This window comes from Streptomyces sp. NRRL F-5650 (assembly GCF_000721365.1).
Taxonomy (GTDB): Bacteria; Actinomycetota; Actinomycetes; order Streptomycetales; family Streptomycetaceae; genus Streptomyces; species Streptomyces ardesiacus.
Map to the genome: position 1 here is coordinate 1 of NZ_JOGV01000030.1, position 17,636 is coordinate 17,636.

Here is a 17,636-nt window from a genome sequence, read left to right on the forward strand (position 1 = left end):
GGCGGCCAGGACCGCCGGGGGACGGAACATCCGGGTCGGCGGGGTGCGCATGCTGGTGACGTCCCAGAGCGCGGAGGCCGCCGCGAAGCTGCCGGTGGCCGCCCTGGTCAGGCGCCGGGTGTAGGCGGTCACCGCCCGGTCGGCGATCCCCGGCCGGCCGCCGCCGCGCGTCGCGGGGTAGAGGACGTCCTGCCCCACGGCCACGGCCCAGGCGGCGTCCACCGGGCGGGCCGCCCCTCGCAGCACCCGCCGGGCGAGGCCGGGCGCGTCGAGGCGGCCGGCCCGCTCCAGCTCCCGGCCGAGGACCCGGGCGCCGAACGCGGCCACCGACATGCCCTGTCCGTAGGCCGGGTTGAAGGTGCCGAGCGCGTCGCCGAGGACCACCAGGCCCTCCGGCCAGCGGGGCGCCTTGTCCAGGTGGTGCCGGACGTTGGTGGTGGACCGGCTCAGGTGCACGTCGGTCAGGGGTTCGGCGCCGGAGATCAGCCGGCCGACGATCGGGTCCGGCAGGCCGAGCGTGTAGCGCAGGAAGCCCTCGGGGTCGGCCGGCGGCTCACCGCCGCGCGTGCCGCCGCAGCTCACCAGCCACCGGCCGCCCTCGACCGGCATGACCATGGCGCTGCGGCCCGGCCGGGCGGCGTACGGGTCGGCGTGCACGATCGTCAGCGGGAACCGCTCCGCCCCGGCCGGTGTCCGGTACAGGCGCGAGGCGTTGACCAGTCCCGCGTCCACGGTCCGGGTCCGCACGCCGGGCAGCCCGAGCCCCTCCAGCCAGGCGAGGATCCGCGTGCCGCGCCCGCTCGCGTCGACGACCAGGTCGGCGTCGAGGTCCGCCTCGCCGCCCGGTCCCGACACCCGTACCCCCCGCACCCGCCCCGCCGACCCCGTCAGGGCGACCGCGGTCCCCTCGCGGACCTCGACCGACGGGTGTTCGAGCACCGCGGAACGTACCGTCCAGTCCACCAGCGCACGGGTGCAGGTGAGCATGACGGGCCCCTCGCGCCGCCAGCGGCGCAGCCAGCCCTCGGGGGTGCGGGCCAGCAGGCCCGAGCTGAGGGACACCTCGTGGGCCCCGGCGGCCAGCAGCCGCTTGCGCAGGCTCACGCCGGGCACGATCTCCTCCATCGCGGCCAGCCCGCCGGCCATCAGCAGGTGCGCGTGCCGGCCCTGGGGCAGCCCCCGGCGCCCGCGGGGTCCGTCGGGAAGCTCGTCCCGGTCCAGTACGACGACCTCCTCCACGCCCGCGCCGGCCAGTACGGCCGCGGCCAGCATCCCGGCCGCTCCGGCACCGACGACGACAGCTCTACGCGACATGGGGCTCCTCGGGTTCGGTCAGGGTTCCGGTCAGGGCGGACGGGTTCGGGCCCCCGGGCGCGGCGGCCCGCCCGGGCGGGCGGTGCAGCGCCTGCGACAGTTCCACCAGACCGCTCGGGCCGGGCACCTCGGTGGCGTGCAGCCGGTAGGAACCGGCCGTGTCGGGCGGCTCCTCGTGGGCGGCGGCCCGGCGCGCCGCGTCGGTGAGCATCGCGGCCTCCGCCGCCAGCCGGGCCTCGTGCGCGGACCGGCCCGCGAGCAGGGCGGCGTCGCGGGCCCGTTCCCGGACCCGGTGGTCGAAGTACGGCGCCAGGGTGAGCAGGGCGTCGTGGATGGACACCTCGCGCCACTGGAGCCGGGCCCGGGGAAGCTGCCACCAGGGGGCCGGCGGCTTGGGGGCCGTGGAGACCGACCTCACCAGCGACCACAGCGGGCCCAGGCGCCGGTAGTCGTCCAGCCCCCGCCAGTGGGCCAGCACCGACGGCAGCAGCCGGGGCAGGGCGAACCCGACGGAACACACCAGCGCCGCCAGCGACGCCATCGGCGGGGCCACCGTGGTGGACAGGAAGTCGAGGTCGTGCCCCGCCCACCGCGCCACCACCGCCGTGTACTTGGTGCACTGGAACCCGACCAGGTCCAGCAGCGCGCCCAGCAGGATGAGCCGCAGCCCGGTCCGCAGCAGGCCGTCCACCTCACGGCTCCACTTGACGCAGACGACGCACATCACCAGCATCGCCGCGCTGTGCCCGAGCAGGTACAGCAGGATCATCTCGCGCATGAACGGCGTACCGGCGTAGTACGTGTCCAGGTCGGTCAGCCGCTCGGTGTCCGCGTCGGCGAGCAGGAACAGCACGACGACGGCGGCCACCAGCAGACCGTAGGCGGCCATGCTGCGCAGCACCGCGCGCCGCACCACCGACCGGGGACCGCCGCGCCAGTTGATCAGCAGCACCAGCACCGCGCAGCTGTACGCGGAGAGCATGCCGTAGGTCAGCGGGGCCCCGAAGTTGGGGACGCCGGTGAGGCGGTTGACGGTGCCGAGGGTGGCCGGGGCGGCGCACACGAAGACCAGGGCGCCCAGGACGATCGCCGCGCAGGTGGACAGGGTCAGCGGATCACGGACGGCGGTGCGCGGGCGGCGGAACAGCAGCACCGAGGTCATGCCGAACACCAGGGCCGCCAGGTAGACGACGAGACTCACGCCCGACCACTCCTTCCCCGCGGGACCGCACCGGCACGGCCGCGCCGCGCGCCCCCGCGGCCGTCGGGGCGCCTCGCGGCCCTCACGCGGTGCCCGCCGTGGCCCTGCCGCTCGGCAGGGCGGGCGCTGCGGGTACCCGTACGGCGCCGCCGAGCACGTCGGCGATCCGCGCGAGGGCCGCCGGGTCCGGAGCGGGCAGCGGGGGCCCGCCGGTGGCGGCCCGCACCGGCGCCGGGCCGGGAGCGGCCTCGTGGCGCAGCGCGTCGGCGAGCACCTCGGCCCAGGCCTTCGCCCCGGCCAGCTCGGGGTCCCCCGTCGCGGCCAGCGCGTCGGCCCGGGTCCGGTCGTACAGGTCCCGGTCGCAGTACGCGTCCAAGTGGCCGAGCGCGTTGTGGATGCTGGTGCGGCGCCACATCAGGAGGGTGGCGGGCGAGGCGAACCGGGGGCGGGGCAGGCGCAGCGACCGGCGGACGAGCAGGCCGTCCAGGGCCCGCTCCAGCGGTTCGAGCCGCGCGTAGGCGCGGGCCGCGCGCCGCCGCCCGGCGAGCCGCGGGGCGGCCAGCGGCACCAGCACCCCGACGACCACCAGCAGGGCGCCGAGTCCGGCCGCGGCCGGGGAGACGGTGGTGCCGAGCGCCGACCAGTCGTGCCCGGACCAGCGGGCGCTCACCGCGACGAGCTTGGTGACGCTGTAACCGGCGCCGCACAGCGAACCGGCCCCGAGCAGCAGCAGCCCGGCCCGCAGCCCGCCGCGCACCTCCCGTGCCCAGCGCAGCGCGGAGACCGTCGTGACGGTCACCGCGGTCAGGTGCGCGACCAGGTACAGCACGATCATCTGGGCGATGAACGGGGTCGTCGCGTAGTAGGTGTCCAGGTCGGTACGGCGTTCCACGGGCGCCTCGCCGAGCGCGAAGGCCACCGCGATGCCGAGGACCACGACGGCGTAGGCGAGCGTCCACCGGCGGGCGGTGCGGTGCATCCGGGGGCCGCCGCGCCAGTGGACGACGAGGACCTGGGAGGCGGCGCAGTACCCGGTGATCGCCGCGTAGGTCAGCGGCGCGGCGAGGTTGGGCACGCCGCTCAGGCGGTTGACGGCGCCGACCGTCGGGGGCGCCCCGAGCAGGAAGCAGAGCCCGGCCAGCCCGAGCACGGCGCAGATGGCCCGGAGGTAGGGATCGTGCCGGTGCCGCAGCAGGTCGGGGGCCTTCATCGCCAGGCCGAGCCAGAGCGCCGCGCAACTCAGGTAGTTGATCGCGCTGTTCACCGTGTCGTCCCGCGGTAGTTGAGCGCGGCGCCGATGCGCCCGGCGAGGCTGCGCGGGCCGGCCGGGTCGCCGCCCCCGGTGGCGAAGACCGAGTCGGTGGAGGCGTCCAGCCAGGTGCGCAGCCGACTGCCCATCAGCATGCCGAAACGGTCCGCCTCCTGCTCCTCGGCCAGGGAGAAGTCGGTGCGCGCGGCCATCGGCCGGGGACGGCCGACGGCCGCCGCGGCGGCCCCTGCTTCAGCCCCCGCCTCCGCCTCGGCCCGGCGGCGGTTCATGTGCCAGACCTCGTGGCACAGGATCACGATCTGGTGCCAGACGGCCGCGCGTTCGTCCACCACCACGTCGTCGTGGTGCTCGCGCTCCAGCCACAGTCCGCTCGCGGTGTGCGGCGGGAACGCCGCCCGGTGCACGACCACCTCCCGGCCCCGCCACGCGCTGACGGAGGCGACGAGCGCGTCGAACAGCACCTCGGGATCGGCAGGCACGGCCACCCGGATGGGGTCGGTGAGGGTGTCGGCGAGCCGCCGCATCTCCTTCCTGGTTCGCACGCTTGTCTCCTCGTCCCCCCGGCGGTCCTCCGGTCACCCCTGCAATATGCCAAGACGCGTGCCCCGGCGGCCAGTTCCCCGGCAGGTCCGAGGGCATCCGGTCACCCTCCGCGAAAGTCCTGCCCGAGATCCTGCCCGAACCATTGACGCGCAAGCGCTTCCCACCTACGTTTCCCGTTCGAAGTTACGAGCGTCATTCGATATGCCGAACATCCGGTGGCGCCGCACAGCGAACGACGACAGATGGGGCAGGGCATGGGACGACCTGGCCTGGATCGCAGGCACTTTCTGGCCGCGGCGGGCGGCCTCACGGTCGCGGGCAGCTTCGGCTTCGCCGCGCTCGGCACCGGCGCCGACGCGCTCGCCTCCGGGGCGGACACCCGGGTGCGCTACTGGAACCTCTTCAGCGGCGGCGACGGCTACAACATGATCGCGATGCTGGACTCCTTCCGCAGGGACAACCCCGGCATCGACGTGAAGGACTCCACCCTCCAGTGGGGCAGCCCCTTCTACACCAAGCTCGCCATGGCCGCCGCCGGCAACCGCGCGCCCGACCTCGGCGTCATGCACCTCGGCCGCGTCACCGGCTTCTCGCCCGGCCGCCTCCTCGACCCCTGGGACCCCGCCCTGCTCGCCAAGTACGGCGTCCGGCAGGAGGACTTCAACCCCGAGCTGTGGAAGCGCGCCGTCATCGACGGCAAGCTCTACGCCCTGCCGCTCGACATCCACGTCCAGCTCTGCTTCTACCGCAAGGACGTGCTGAAGAAGGCGGGCCTGCTCGGCGACGACGGCCGGATGGTCCCCGTCACCTCCACCGACGAGTGGTTCGCCCTGCTCAAGGAGGCCAGGAAGGCCACCAGGAAGGGACTGCAGACCCTCGGCCTGCACGTCAACGACCTCAACATCCAGTGGTGGATGTTCGTCGCCTTCTACACCCAGCTCGGCGGCACCTGGTTCGACGCGGCCAACACCGACGTCACCTTCGACACCGCGAAGGCCACCGAGGTCCTGGAGTTCCTGCGCCGCCACATCACCGACGGCTACTCCGTCGCGGGCGCCGCCGACGCCGAACAGTTCGTCAACGGCGCCCCCTTCACCTGGGAGGGCAACTGGTCGGTGCCGGTCTTCGACACCGCGAAGCTGGACTACGGCGCCGCCCCGCTGCCGCCGGTCTTCGGCAGGCGGGCCACCCACGCCGAGTCCCACGCCTTCGTCCTGCCCCACCAGCCCGACCGCAGCGGCGCCACGAACGACGCCGCCCACCGCCTCGCCGCCTACATCGTGCGGCACGCCCGGCAGTGGGCCGGCGGCGGCCACATCCCCGCGTACATGCCGACCCTGTCCTCGGCCGCGTACCGCAGACTCCAGCCGCAGAGCGAGTACGTCTCCGCGATGGACCACCAGGCCACCGAGCCGAAGGTGTGGTTCGCGGGCTCGACCGGACTGCTCGCCCAGCGCATCGGCCCCGTCGTGATGAGCTCGACCGCCGGGTCCGCCAAGCCGGAGAGCGCCGCCCGCCGGATGAAGGGCGTCCTCACCGAACTGCTCGCCATGAAGAACCCGATGGACGGCAGGACCGCCGCGCAGGGAGGTGCGGCCGCATGACGACGACCAGTGCGGAAACGATCGTCCGCCCGGCGCGCGCGAAGACCGCCGCGGACAGCGCCACCGCGGGGCGCAGGCAGGGATTCCAGCACGGCGGCTGGTTCGTCGCGCCCTTCCTCGCCCTGTTCGTGCTCTTCGTCGTCTGGCCGCTGCTGCGCGGCCTCTACCTCAGCTTCACCGACGCCAACATCTCCGGCGAGGGCGCGCACTTCGTCGGCCTGGACAACTACCGCGAGGCCCTCCAGGACCCCCTGATGTGGGACTCGCTCGGGCACAGCGCGTACTTCACGCTGCTCGTCGTGCCCTGCATCACCGTCCTCGCCTTCTTCCTCGCGATGCTGGCCCACCACATCGAGCGCGGCAAGTGGCTGTGGCGGCTCTGCTTCTTCCTGCCGTTCCTGCTGCCGTCCACCGTCGCCGCCAACCTGTGGCAGTGGCTCTTCAACCCCGGCACCGGCATGATCAACCACGTCTTCGGCATCGAGACGCCGTGGCTGAGCGACAAGTCGTACGCCATGCTCGCGGTCGTCATCACCACCCTGTGGTGGACCGTCGGCTTCAGCTTCCTGCTCTACCTCGCCGCCCTCCAGGGCATCCCCGCCCACCTCTACGAGGCCGCCAAGCTCGACGGCGCCAACGCCTGGCACCGCACGGTCCACATCACCCTGCCGATGCTGCGCAACATCACCGGGCTCGTCGTCGCCCTGCAGATCCTCGCCTCGCTCCAGGTCTTCGACCAGGCCGTCGTGATGCAGGACTTCGGGCCCGGCCCCGAGGACTCGACCCGCACCTTCGTGCAGTACACGCTCGAACAGGGCTTCACCAGCTACCGCGTGGGCTACGCCTCCGCGATCTCCATCATCTTCTTCGTGCTCATCGCGGCCGTCGCCCTCGCCCGGATGTGGCTGCTGCGCAACCGTGAGGAGGGTGGCCGATGACCACCGCCGCACCGCCGGTCCGCACCCGGCCCCGCCGGGGCTGGACCCCCGGCCAGATCGTGCTCACGCTCCTCGGCACGGCCGTCTCCGCGGTGTTCCTGGCACCGCTGGCCTGGGCGCTGTTCACCTCCCTGAAGTCGGAGACCGAGGCCGTCGAGGTGCCGCCGCACTGGCTCCCGAAGGACTGGACCGGCCAGGCGTGGTCGGCCATGCTCGACAACGGCAACATCACCAACTGGTTCGTCAACTCCCTGGTCGTCTCCGTGTGCGTGACGACGATCGTGCTGCTGGTCGCCGCGCTCGCCGGATACGGCTTCGCCCGCACCGAGTTCCGCGGCAAGGGCGTCCTGATGGGCCTGGTGATGACGGGGCTCATGGTCTCCCCGGCCGTGCTCGGCGTGCCGCTGTTCACCACCGTCCAGCAGATGGGGATGGTGGACACCTACTGGGGCATGATCCTGCCGCAGTGCGCGCCCGCCGCGATGGTCTACATCCTCTACAAGTTCTTCCAGGGCATCCCGCGCGAACTGGAGGAGGCCGCCTTCATCGACGGCGCCGGCCGCTGGCGCGTCTTCTTCACGATCATCGTGCCGCTGTCGCGCCCCTCGCTCGCGGCGGTCGGCATCTTCACCTTCATCAGCTCCTGGAACAACTTCCTGTGGCCGTACATGGTCACCAACAACCCCGACCTGATGACCATGCCGAACGGCATCGCGACCGTCATGAACTCCTACGGCATCCAGTGGGCCCAGCTCATGGCCGGCGGTCTCATGGCCGGCCTGCCCCTGATCGTCGTCTTCGTCTTCTTCCAGCGCCAGATCGTGGCGGGCGTGGCGCACACGGGCCTGGCCGGCCAGTAACGCGCCCCGTACGCCGACACGTCACCCCCTCCGAAAGGAAAAGATGCGCACCGCCCGCTTCACCCTCGACCCCGCCTTCACCGTCGGCGCCGTCAACCCCCGGCTCTTCGGCTCCTTCGTCGAACACCTCGGACGCTGCGTGTACACCGGCGTCTTCGAGCCCGGCCACCCCACCGCGGACGCCGAGGGCCTGCGCCAGGACGTGCTGGAACTCGTCCGCGAACTCGGCGTCACCGCCGTGCGCTACCCCGGCGGCAACTTCGTCTCCGGCTACAAGTGGGAGGACTCGGTCGGCCCCGTGGCGGACCGCCCGCGCCGCCTCGACCTGGCCTGGCGCTCCACCGAGACCAACCGCTTCGGACTCTCGGAGTACATCGCCTTCCTCAAGAAGATCGGCCCCCAGGCCGAGCCCATGATGGCCGTCAACCTCGGCACCCGGGGCGTCGCGGAGGCCCTGGAACTCCAGGAGTACGCCAACCACCCCTCCGGCACGGCGCTCTCCGACCTGCGCGCCGAGCACGGCGACAAGGACCCCTTCGGCATCCGGCTGTGGTGCCTGGGCAACGAGATGGACGGCCCCTGGCAGACCGGCCACAAGACCGCCGAGGAGTACGGCCGCGTCGCCGCCGAGACCGCCCGCGCCATGCGCCAGATCGACCCGGACATCGAACTCGTCGCCTGCGGGTCCTCCAGCCAGGCCATGGACACCTTCGCCACCTGGGAGGCCACCGTCCTCCAGGAGACCTACGACCTGGTCGACCACATCTCCCTGCACGCCTACTACGAACCGCTCGACGGCGACGTCGACTCCTTCCTCGCCTCCGCCGTCGACATGGAGTCCTTCATCGAGAACGTCGTCGCCACCTGCGACCACGTCGGCGCCCGCCTCAAGTCGAAGAAGAAGATCAACCTCTCCTTCGACGAGTGGAACGTCTGGTACATGGCCAAGACCAACGCCGAGGTCAGCGCCCTGGACTGGCCCGAGGCGCCCCGGATCCTGGAGGACAACTACAGCGTCATGGACGCGGTCGTCTTCGGCTCGCTCCTGATCGCCCTGCTCCGGCACGCCGACCGCGTCACCGTCGCCTGCCTGGCCCAGCTCGTCAACGTCATCGCCCCGATCATGACCGAGCCGGGCGGCCCGGCCTGGCGCCAGACGACCTTCTTCCCCTTCTCCCAGGCGTCGAAGTACGGCCGCGGCGAGGTGCTCGACGTCCGCGTGGACTCGCCCACCTACGAGACGGCGAAGTACGGCGAGGCCGACCTCCTGCACGCCACCGCCGTACGCGCCGAGGACGGCTCGGTCACCGTCTTCGCCGTCAACCGCTCCCGCACCGAGGCCCTCCCGCTGGAGGTCGCCCTCGGCGGCCTGGGCGTGAGCGAGGTCGTCGAGCACAGCGCCCTCGCCGACGCCGACCCCGACGCCCGCAACACCCTCACCGACCCCGAGCGCGTCGTCCCCCACCCGGTGGACGGCACGACCCTGGCCGACGGAAGGCTCACCGCCGCCCTGGAGCCGCTGTCCTGGAACGTGATCCGGCTGCGCTGACCCCGGCGCCGGTCGGGCCGGCTCTCCCGGATCACGGCGTCGCCGGCACGCAGAGCCGCTTTCCGTTCTCCTCGCAGCTGATCCGGGACCGGTCGAGTCCGGCACCGCGCATCACGGCGCTCGCCAGCAGGAGGGCGGTCTCCTTGCGTCCCAGGTGCTCCGGGCTCGGCCGACGGGCGGGCAGGTGGCGGGAGTCGCTGGGGAACGGCTCGTGGGCGGCGCGCACGGCCGGCGAACCACCGATGCTTCGGTCTCGGGCCCGTGGATGCCGGGCCACGACGAACCGGCCCAGACATCACACCAAGGACGCGGACGCCCGCACGGCGAGATCGCTCTTGCCGTGCGGGCGTGGACGAGTCCCCGCACGGGGCGGCGCCCCGGCCCTGAGCGACGCGACCGTGCCCGGCCCGGGTGACCGGTCCCGTCGGACCGACGGAATGGGGCAGGCCGGCGGGCCGCCGCCGACTACGCCACCGTCCTTGTGCGGGGCAAGCGGGACCGGGCGCTCCTCGGCCCCTCCCTGGTCGAGGTCGCCGACGTGTCCTCGCCGGTCGTGCAGCGCGAAGTGTTCGGTCCGGTCGCCACCCTCGAGGTGTTCGACTCCGAGGCCGACGCCGTGGCGCGTGCCAACGCCACCGAGTCCGGCCTGGCCGCGAGCATCTGGACCCGTGATGTCGACCGCCCCCTGCGCGTCGGCCGCGAACCGCGGGCCGGGACCGTCTGGACCACTGATGATGCCGACTGTGACCCGCGTCCTGCGCCGTTGGCACCCTGCCGTCAGGGTTCAGGGACGGGAGTTCATTCGGTCGGGGCGGGACAGATGCTGCCGGTGACCTGTTTCGGCGGCCCGTGTGACCGCCTCGAGCACCCGGTGGCGATCCAGTGCGACCGCGAAATCCGGCGCATCGGCGGTTCCGTCGCGGAGGTCGGCGGCGAACTGGGCGTAGAGGCGGGCGACCCCCGCTGCGGGTGCGTCGAGTTGCAGGTCGGGGTCCGCATAGGCGGGGGGAACCGGGAGCACTTGGACAGGCTCGCCGCCGCGGCGCAGAGCGATGGTGAGATCGGTGAAATGGATGTAGCCCGACGCCGACTCCACACGCACACTGCCCTCGGTGCCCTGGATCTCCCATACCGTCGCCGAGCCGGCGGGCTGCCCGGCACTGTAGTGCAGCGAAGTGGCGATCCCGCCTTCGAGAACGCCGGCGACGACGATCTCGTCCGGCGCGTCCTTCGGCAGCGACGCGCCATCGGAGAGGCGGACGCCGTCACCGCGTTGATTGGCGACGACGGCGGACAGACTCTCGAACGTGCCGAGCACGCGCGCAAGCGGTTCGAGCCCGTGACCGAGCATGATGCTCAGCAGCGTGGCGCCATTCTTCGCGTGGGCCATGTACTCGACCGGCGGGTCATATCGGCCGGCCCACATGTCGTCGGCCACATGCGCTCGGATGCTCGTGCTGAGCGGCTTGCCGATCACGCCTTGCGCGATGAGGTCGCGAAGGAAGAGGATCGGCGGGTGCAGGCCGCCCTGCAACCCGACAACCGTCCGCAGCCGCCGCTCGCGGGCAAACCCCTCCAGCGCTTCGGCCTCCGACAGGCTTCTTGCGAGCGGCCATTCGCAATAGACCATCTTGCCCGCGGCCAGCGCGTCGGAAACGATCTGCTTGTGCTCCGGCACCTTGACCGCGACCACCACCAGGTCGACCTCCGGTCGCACGACCAGAGCCTCATGTGTGTCGAAGGCGAGAGCGGCGCCCACCCGACGAGCGCTCGCGTTCGCGCTCTCCATGCGAGTCGTACTGACGGCGCGGATCTGGAACGCGTCGAGCGCCTGCAGCGCCGGGACATGGGCAACTGCGCCCCAGCCCCGATCGGCACCAGCCCCGACAAGGCCGACGCCGATCCGGGTATGTGCTGAATTCGTCATCAGGATGCTCCTGCCGGGTGCGGGTTCTCCCCGTGAGCCCAGTGGGCCTCGAGTTCGCGCGCGACATCGGCCGGCCGCTCTATCATCGGCCAGTGCGAACTGCGCAGCTTGAAGACGGCACGTGCGCGTGTGGCATTACCGAGCTCGTCGGCGAAGCGGTGAGGAAGAAACGGGTCGTCCAGGCCCCAGATCACCAGCGCTGGTGCGGTCACGTTGCTCAAGCCGGGCTTCCACTCCGCCCCGACCTCGATCGCCGAACGGTAGAGGGCGAGAATGCTTGCTCTCATGGTGGCATCGAGATGCCGGACCGATTCGTTTGCCGCGTCGCGCGGCATCTGCGCCTCGTTGAGGCTTGCTGCGAACGCCTCGAGGTCGAGGTCCGCCATCCACTGCTCGCCCTCGCCCGGCGTTTGCCAGATCTTGGCGAGATAGTGCCACGGATACTCCGGATCGATGGGGCCGCTGATGCCTGTCCATGTCCGCACCAGATCCGGTCGGACAGACGCGAGACGGCCCGTGAGCAGAGACCCCCAATCATGACCGACCAGGTCGACGGGCTCGCCGATCTCTTCGATCTTCTCGATAAGCCAATCGAGATACTCTTCTTTCGTCGACCTGAATCCCGCTGGCAGAGGTACGCCGAACCCGGGGAGATCGATCGTCACAATGTCGTCGCGCTGAAGATGGGAACGGACGGTGTCCCAAAGCCGGTGGGTATCAGGTACACCATGGACGAGGACTGCAGGCATTGCGGATTCTCCGATTGATTGTTGTCGTGGTTGAGCGGCCGGTCGGCCGAGTCAGGGAAGGAGGATGACTTTGCCGTGGGTGTGGCCCGTGGCGACGAGGCGATGAGCGTCCGCGGCCTCGTCGAGCGGGAAGCTCCGGCCGATGCGTGCGGTCCATGCGCCGGCGGCGATCAGATCCAGGGCTTCCTGGACAGGGCCGCGGTCCCGGTTGCCGCTGCCCCCGGGGCTGAATACGACGCCGTGTTGTGCGGCATCGCGGTCGGCGAGCGTCACGATCCGGTCGGGGCCGCCGAGAAGATCGACGAGGGCGGGAAGGAGCCCCTTGCCGGCGGTGTCGAGCGCGGCGTCGACCCCGCCCGGAGCGGCGGCACGGATGCGATCGACCAGGCCCGGGCCGTGGGCGACAGGGGTCGCTCCGAGACTCCTGACGAAGTCGGCGTTGGCAGTCCCGGCGACGCCGATCACCGTTGCACCCCGCTGTCGCGCGAACTGCACGGCGGCGCCGCCCAGAGCACCGCTCGCGCCCGTGACCACGAGCGTTTCACCCGGGCGAATGTCCAGTAGCCCCAGAGCCCTCGCCGCGTTGTCGGCGCCGATGACAGTAGCCGCGGCCTCCTCGAAGGAAACGCCGTCGGGGATCGTCGCGAAGTTGCTGCTGACCGTGTACTCGGCGTAGGAGCCCTGGGTGGCGGAGTCCGGCCAGCCGGCGACGCGGTCGCCGACCACGCCCTCGTCGACGCCCGGGCCGACCGCCTCGACGACGCCGGCGCACTCGAATCCGATGACGGCGGGAGCACGCAGGCGGAACGCTCCGGCGCGTGCCTGGATCTCCGCCGGGTTCACCCCCGCGGCGTGAACCCGCACCAGTACCTGACCCCGACCCGGCACCGGTCGCGGAGCCTCCGCGACCCGCAACACGGAGGGTCCGCCGAACGAGGTGATGACGACGGCTTTCATGGTGATCCTTCTCGTGTACAAGGGTCATTTGCTCGCACCGTTCGGACCAGAACGGTGTCAGGTCAGGAAGACCGGAGGATTCTCGCCCCGCAGGCGGTAGTCGGGCCGGGGCCGTTCGAGGCGGATGGATTCCAGCACGGTGTACGCGTGGTACTTGGTCTGGGTGGTGGCTCCTGCCAGCCGCTCCCACCAGAGCCGGCCGTCGCTCGTCTCCTTCTCCAGGACGTGGCGGGTGGTGTAGTTCGCCATGGAGCTGATCCAGTTCTCGGTGCCGACGAAGATCCTGTTCCAGCCGGTGCCGGTCACGATGTCGGCGAGCGCATCCGAGCGGCTGAACCGCTCGACCGCCGCAGTCGCCCCCTCGAGCACGTCGGCGAAGTACTCCACGCACAGCTTCACCTGCTCGTAGGTGCCGTAATGCATGTGGTGCCCGCCGACGAAGTAGTCGAAGTCGTATTCGAGGATCTGGGACTGAGCCTCGTACCAGCCGGAGATGTTCTGCGAGGCGTCGCAGTGCATGAACGTGACGCTTCCCGGACTGACGATGTCGACGGCCGTGAGCACCTTCTGCCGCGGCGCGTAGATGAAGATGTTGCCGGGGCAGTGGTTCTCTCCCCTGTAGGAGAGCTGCAGGCTCACGCCGCCCACTTCCAGGACGAGTTCGTCGTCGAACGTCCTCGTCGGCAGGGGGCGCTTCGGGTCGGGGAAGCGCTCCAGGAGTTCCTTGGTGATGCGGTGGGCGACGATCTCGACGTCGGGACCGAACACGGAGGCCGCGCCGATGTGATCGGCGTGCCAGTGGCTGTAGATGACGTGGGTCACCGGTCGGTCGGTGACGTCCTCGATCGCCGCCAGCATGTTCTCGCCCAGCGTCGGGGGTGCGTCGATCGCGACCACGCCCTCCTCGGTCACCACGAATGCGGCGTCGTAGCCGGCACTGGTGACCCAGTAGAAGCCGTCGCGCAGTTCTTCCACGTGGTAGCCGTACTTCTGGAAGTGCTCGCTCTGGAAATACGGGGGGTAATAGCCCTCGGGGTCCAACGGGTCGTCCGCCCCCGCGCGGGGGAATCCATAGTGGTCGATCCCGTAGAAGTTCGGGGTTTCTTCGACGCTGATGGGTATCTGACTGCTCTGGCACATCGACGGGATCCTGTCTGTGTTGTCGGTAATCCGTCGAACGGGTGGTCTATCCCGGTGACGTGAATCGAAGGACCGCCTTGGTGACGCGGCCCGAGCCCGCATCCTCGAACGCGGTGTTGATGTCGGCGAAGTCGTAGAAGGACAGCAGTCGGTCGATGGGGAACCGGCCCGCTCGGCAGAGCTGGGCAAGGTCGTTGATCAGGAGCGACGAGACGGCGTCGCCCTGGATGATGCCCTGGAGCGACTGGCCGAGCGTGAGCCGCCCGGCGTCGAGCACGGCGCCCGTTCCTTCCTGGAACGCCACGAAGCCGAACCGGCCCATCGGTGCCAGGGCGCCGACCCCGGCGTCGAGGTTCTCCGCGCGGCCGCTCGTGTCGAGGACGTACTCCAGACCGCGTTCGGCGACGGCGCGGAGCGCGCCGGTCAGATCCTCGACCCGGCCGGGGTCGACGAGGTGCGTCGCTCCGAGTTCGCGGGCCAGATCGAGGCGGCCGGCGTCGACGTCGACGGCGACGACGGTGGTGGCACCCGCGACATGTGCCGCCATGACCGCCGCCAGACCCACCGCTCCCACACCGAAGACCGCGAAGGACGCTCCCGCCGGCACGGCGAGGGCCTTGAGCACGGCCCCCGCGCCCGTCTGCAGCCCGCACCCCAGCGGAGCCAGGACGTCGAGGGGCAGATCGCGGGGGACCTTGATCGTGTTCCGTTGGTGCGTCAGGGCGTGGGTGGCGAACGAGGACTGGCCGAAGAAGTGACCGTGCGGCTCAGCACCGTGGGCGACGTGGAGTCCGTTGGAGCCGTCCAGGCGGGCACCTGCGAAGTTGGCCGCCCAGACGTTGTCGCAGTAGGCGGCGTGCGAGGACATGCACGGCTTGCAGCGGCCGCACGAGTGGTAGGAGAGGACGACGTGGTCACCGGGCTCGACGGTGGTGACAGCGGCCCCCACGCGTTCGACGACTCCGCTCCCCTCGTGCCCCAGCACCACCGGCAGCGGCGTCGCCATTCGCTGCGCCCGCACGTGAGCGTCGGTCGCGCATATTCCGGTCGCGACCATGCGAACGAGTACCTCGTCGGGCCGCGGGTCCTCGATCTCGATGTCGCGGAATTCGAAGGGCCCGTCCCGCGCTTCGAGAACAGCGGCGCGCGCCGAGGTGGTCATGTGCGGCGAGCCTGCCGCGAAGCGCCGCGAGGGCGATGGTGACGAGGGACTGACATCATCAACGACTCCCTGATCGGGGGGATGGGGCCTCAGGAATCCTTCAGCGGGTCCGAACCTATGTCGGCCGCCCGTGCCCGCGGATCGGTCGCCGTATCCGTCACGGCAGTAGTGCACGGTGCCGCGAGGTGCGGTGGCGTCACTGCCGGACGCCGGTCCGGGCGGCTTGTTCGACTCGGGCGACGAGACGGCTGTTGTGGGCGGCGTGCTGGAAACCCGGGGTGTGGTGCGTGCCGTTCGTGATGTCGCGGGCCAGGCCGGCGTAGACCTCGCCGACGTTGATGGAGGCGCCCGTCCAGATGTCGGCGGCGGTGGGTCCCGTGCCGGTGGCGACCGGGCGGTCGGGCGCGGTGAAGGCGACGCTCGACGAGAGGGTGAGGTCGCCGACCTGAACGCCCGCGGGGTGGTCGCCCGTCAGCTTCAGCCAGCCCTCCGATCCGCGTACCTCCAGACTGAAGTGGGCGTCGGCGGCGGGCACGCCCGCCAGGATCTGCACCCCGACCGGCGCCCCCGAGGAGGTCTTGGCGATGGCGTCGAGGTGATCCGGGACCTCGCGGACGGATATCGCGCCGGTGTCGGCCAACTAAACCTGGGGCCAGAGCAGTTCGGTGCGAGCGTCGATCTCGGTGATGTCGCCGAGAACGGCCTCGACCACGTCCAGGACGTGGCCCGCGGCGATGGGGAGGAAACCGGCTCCGGACGCTGCCTTGTCGAAGTACTCGTACGCGCTCACCGACTCCGGGCCGTTGCCGAAGGTCGTCGCGGCGACTCGCGCCGAGAGCAGCCGCCCGAGCCGGCCCTCGGCGATGATCTCCGCCGCGCGGCGTACCGAGGGGTTGAGCCGGCCCTGCAGGCCGATCGCCGTGTGCAGTGAGCCGGCCGCCTCAGCCATCTCTTCCGTCTGCGCGACGGTCGCGCCCAGCGGCGACTCCGCGTACACGGCCTTGTTCGCCGCGAGGGCCGCCAGGACGAGCTCGCGGTGGGCCGGGACCTTCACCGCGACGGTGACGAGGTCGATCGAAGGGTCATCGATGAGCGCGTAGGGGTCCGCGAACCAACGCTCGGCGCCGAACGCCTCGGCAGCGCCGCGCGCGCTCTCCTCGTGCCGCGTCGCCACACCGGCCAGGTGGAAGTCGGGCTGTGCCGCCAGCGCGGGTATGTGCGATGCGCCCGCCCAGCTCGCCTTCGTGTCCGCGCCGATGATGCCGACCCGAATGGGAGTGCTTGACATGATGTGGTGTTCCGTTTCTTTCGCTGGAGCAAGACGTGGTGTGGTGCGCGGGGCACATCGGTGCGTGCGCGCTTGACTCACTGGTCGACGGCGGCCATGTCGGGCTCGGCATGGCGTTCGCCGGACGCCGGTGTGAGGTTGTTCAGGCGGGCGATCTGGCCCGGGGTGAGCCGGATGCCGTCGGCGGCGCTGTTCTCCTCGAGGCGGTCGATGCGTGTCGTCCCCGGAATGGGCGCGATGCCGTCTCCTTGCGCGAGCAGCCAGGCCAGAGCGACCTGCACGGGCGTGGCCCCGACCTCGTCGGCGACCTCGCGCACCTGGTCGACGATGCGCAGGTTGCGCGTGAGGTTGTCGCCGGTGAACCGGGGATTGGAGCGACGCCAGTCGGCGGCGTCCAAGCCGTCCAGGGTGCGGATGTCACCGGTGAGGAAGCCGTGTCCCAGCGGTGCGTAGGGAACCAGTCCGATGCCGAGCTCGCGCAGCGTGGGCAGCACCTCGGCCTCCGGGTCACGCGTCCACAGCGAGTACTCGCTCTGGACAGCGGCCACGGGATGGACCGCGTGGGCCCGGCGGACGGTCGCCGCTGACGCCTCCGACAGCCCGATGTGGAGGACCTTGCCCGCCTCCACCAGCTCGCTCAGCGCCCCCACCGTCTCCTCGACGGGAGTGCTGGGGTCGACCCGGTGCTGGTAGTAGAGGTCGATGCGGTCGGTTCCGAGCCGCCGCAGTGAGCCGTCGACAGCCGTGTGAATGGTGGCGGGGGTGCTGTCCGGGCCCGGCCGGCCGGTGTGGGAGACGAGGCCGAACTTGGTGGCGAGGACGACTTCGTCCCGGCGGCCCTTGATCGCGCGACCCAGCAGTTCCTCGTTGACGTAGGGGCCGTACACCTCGGCGGTGTCCAGATGGGTGACACCGAGGTCGACGGCGCGACGAATGGTGCGGATCGACTCGGTTTCGTCCCGGCCGGCGCCGGTGTAGTACGCCGACATCCCCATGACACCCAGGCCGATGCGCGGGACATCGAGCCTGCCGAGCGACGTGGACTGCATCTGTTGTCCATTCCGTGTGGGGCGGGCCTCGGCGCCGCAGAGCGAACTTGACGCGTCAAGTTCTACTCCCTCGAACTTGACGCGT

17 protein-coding genes and 1 pseudogene are annotated in these 17,636 nt (G+C 71.2%); 5 read left to right on the plus strand and 13 right to left on the minus strand.

The features are described 5' to 3' along the window. The 4 genes from IG88_RS0123735 to IG88_RS0123750 form a co-directional block, all read right to left on the minus strand. The coding region (locus IG88_RS0123735) for an NAD(P)/FAD-dependent oxidoreductase (protein ID WP_107452284.1) at window positions 1–1,314 on the minus strand (1,314 nt) is incomplete at its 3' end. After that, on the minus strand, window positions 1,304–2,515 hold the full coding sequence (locus IG88_RS0123740; RefSeq protein WP_031044699.1) for an MAB_1171c family putative transporter: 1,212 nt from the start codon (window positions 2,513–2,515) through the stop codon (window positions 1,304–1,306). The genes IG88_RS0123740 and IG88_RS0123735, both read right to left, overlap by 11 nt. Window positions 2,516–2,597: 82 nt before the next feature. After that, a complete protein-coding gene (locus IG88_RS0123745; protein ID WP_031044701.1) occupies window positions 2,598–3,779 on the minus strand; it encodes an MAB_1171c family putative transporter in 1,182 nt (393 codons plus the stop codon). Further along, window positions 3,776–4,327 (minus strand): hypothetical protein, encoded by a 552-nt coding sequence (locus IG88_RS0123750; RefSeq protein WP_031044705.1) that lies wholly within the window; start codon window positions 4,325–4,327, stop codon window positions 3,776–3,778. Before IG88_RS0123750 ends, IG88_RS0123745 begins: the two co-directional genes overlap by 4 nt. Before the next feature lie 255 nt (window positions 4,328–4,582). Between IG88_RS0123750 and IG88_RS0123755 the strand changes: the two genes are divergently transcribed. From IG88_RS0123755 to IG88_RS0123770, 4 genes are read left to right on the plus strand one after another with little or no spacing between them, the layout of a single operon-like run. Continuing rightward, window positions 4,583–5,932 (plus strand): extracellular solute-binding protein, encoded by a 1,350-nt coding sequence (locus IG88_RS0123755; protein ID WP_031044707.1) that lies wholly within the window; start codon window positions 4,583–4,585, stop codon window positions 5,930–5,932. Then, the gene (locus IG88_RS0123760; RefSeq protein WP_031044710.1) at window positions 5,929–6,870 is read left to right on the plus strand and encodes a carbohydrate ABC transporter permease; all 942 of its coding nucleotides are present in this window, start codon (window positions 5,929–5,931) and stop codon (window positions 6,868–6,870) included. The genes IG88_RS0123755 and IG88_RS0123760 overlap by 4 nt, the downstream gene beginning before the upstream one ends. Continuing rightward, window positions 6,867–7,730, plus strand: coding sequence for a carbohydrate ABC transporter permease (locus IG88_RS0123765; RefSeq protein WP_031044713.1), 864 nt, complete (start codon window positions 6,867–6,869; stop codon window positions 7,728–7,730). The genes IG88_RS0123760 and IG88_RS0123765 overlap by 4 nt, the downstream gene beginning before the upstream one ends. Window positions 7,731–7,773: 43 nt before the next feature. Beyond that, window positions 7,774–9,279, plus strand: coding sequence for an alpha-N-arabinofuranosidase (locus IG88_RS0123770; RefSeq protein ID WP_031044716.1), 1,506 nt, complete (start codon window positions 7,774–7,776; stop codon window positions 9,277–9,279). Window positions 9,280–9,310: 31 nt separating this feature from the next. Here the strand turns inward: IG88_RS0123770 and IG88_RS0123775 are convergent, their stop codons facing one another. Continuing rightward, window positions 9,311–9,505, minus strand: a complete 195-nt coding sequence (locus IG88_RS0123775) for a hypothetical protein (protein ID WP_031044718.1) — start codon at window positions 9,503–9,505, stop codon at window positions 9,311–9,313. Between the two features lie 228 nt (window positions 9,506–9,733). Here IG88_RS0123775 and IG88_RS41555 point away from each other — a divergent pair. Beyond that, window positions 9,734–10,015, plus strand: a pseudogene (locus IG88_RS41555) (aldehyde dehydrogenase family protein); the annotation flags it as partial. Between the two features lie 48 nt (window positions 10,016–10,063). On the opposite strand, the gene IG88_RS0123780 reads toward IG88_RS41555, so the two are convergent. The 8 genes from IG88_RS0123780 to IG88_RS0123810 all read right to left on the minus strand — a co-directional run bounded on the left by IG88_RS0123780 (window position 10,064) and on the right by IG88_RS0123810 (window position 17,551). Continuing rightward, window positions 10,064–11,206: a Gfo/Idh/MocA family protein gene (locus IG88_RS0123780; RefSeq protein WP_031044721.1), complete on the minus strand. Its 1,143-nt coding sequence runs from the start codon at window positions 11,204–11,206 to the stop codon at window positions 10,064–10,066. Further along, complete coding sequence (locus IG88_RS0123785; RefSeq protein ID WP_031044723.1) at window positions 11,206–11,955, minus strand: alpha/beta fold hydrolase; 750 nt, start codon at window positions 11,953–11,955, stop codon at window positions 11,206–11,208. The genes IG88_RS0123780 and IG88_RS0123785 overlap by 1 nt, the downstream gene beginning before the upstream one ends. 51 nt (window positions 11,956–12,006) lie before the next feature. After that, window positions 12,007–12,912, minus strand: a complete 906-nt coding sequence (locus IG88_RS0123790; protein ID WP_031044726.1) for an NADP-dependent oxidoreductase — start codon at window positions 12,910–12,912, stop codon at window positions 12,007–12,009. A 57-nt stretch (window positions 12,913–12,969) separates the two neighbouring features. Continuing rightward, window positions 12,970–14,052 carry an MBL fold metallo-hydrolase gene (locus IG88_RS0123795; RefSeq protein ID WP_031044732.1) on the minus strand — a complete coding sequence of 361 codons (1,083 nt, stop codon included), beginning with the start codon at window positions 14,050–14,052 and terminating at the stop codon, window positions 12,970–12,972. 46 nt (window positions 14,053–14,098) lie between these two features. Then, a complete protein-coding gene (locus IG88_RS0123800; RefSeq protein ID WP_031044745.1) occupies window positions 14,099–15,214 on the minus strand; it encodes an NAD(P)-dependent alcohol dehydrogenase in 1,116 nt (371 codons plus the stop codon). Between the two features lie 196 nt (window positions 15,215–15,410). After that, window positions 15,411–15,854: a hypothetical protein gene (locus IG88_RS44405; protein WP_234332258.1), complete on the minus strand. Its 444-nt coding sequence runs from the start codon at window positions 15,852–15,854 to the stop codon at window positions 15,411–15,413. Next, on the minus strand, window positions 15,855–16,502 hold the full coding sequence (locus IG88_RS44410) for a Gfo/Idh/MocA family protein (protein ID WP_234332259.1): 648 nt from the start codon (window positions 16,500–16,502) through the stop codon (window positions 15,855–15,857). Between the two features lie 77 nt (window positions 16,503–16,579). Then, complete coding sequence (locus IG88_RS0123810; protein WP_031044748.1) at window positions 16,580–17,551, minus strand: aldo/keto reductase; 972 nt, start codon at window positions 17,549–17,551, stop codon at window positions 16,580–16,582. Window positions 17,552–17,636: the final 85 nt, after the last annotated feature.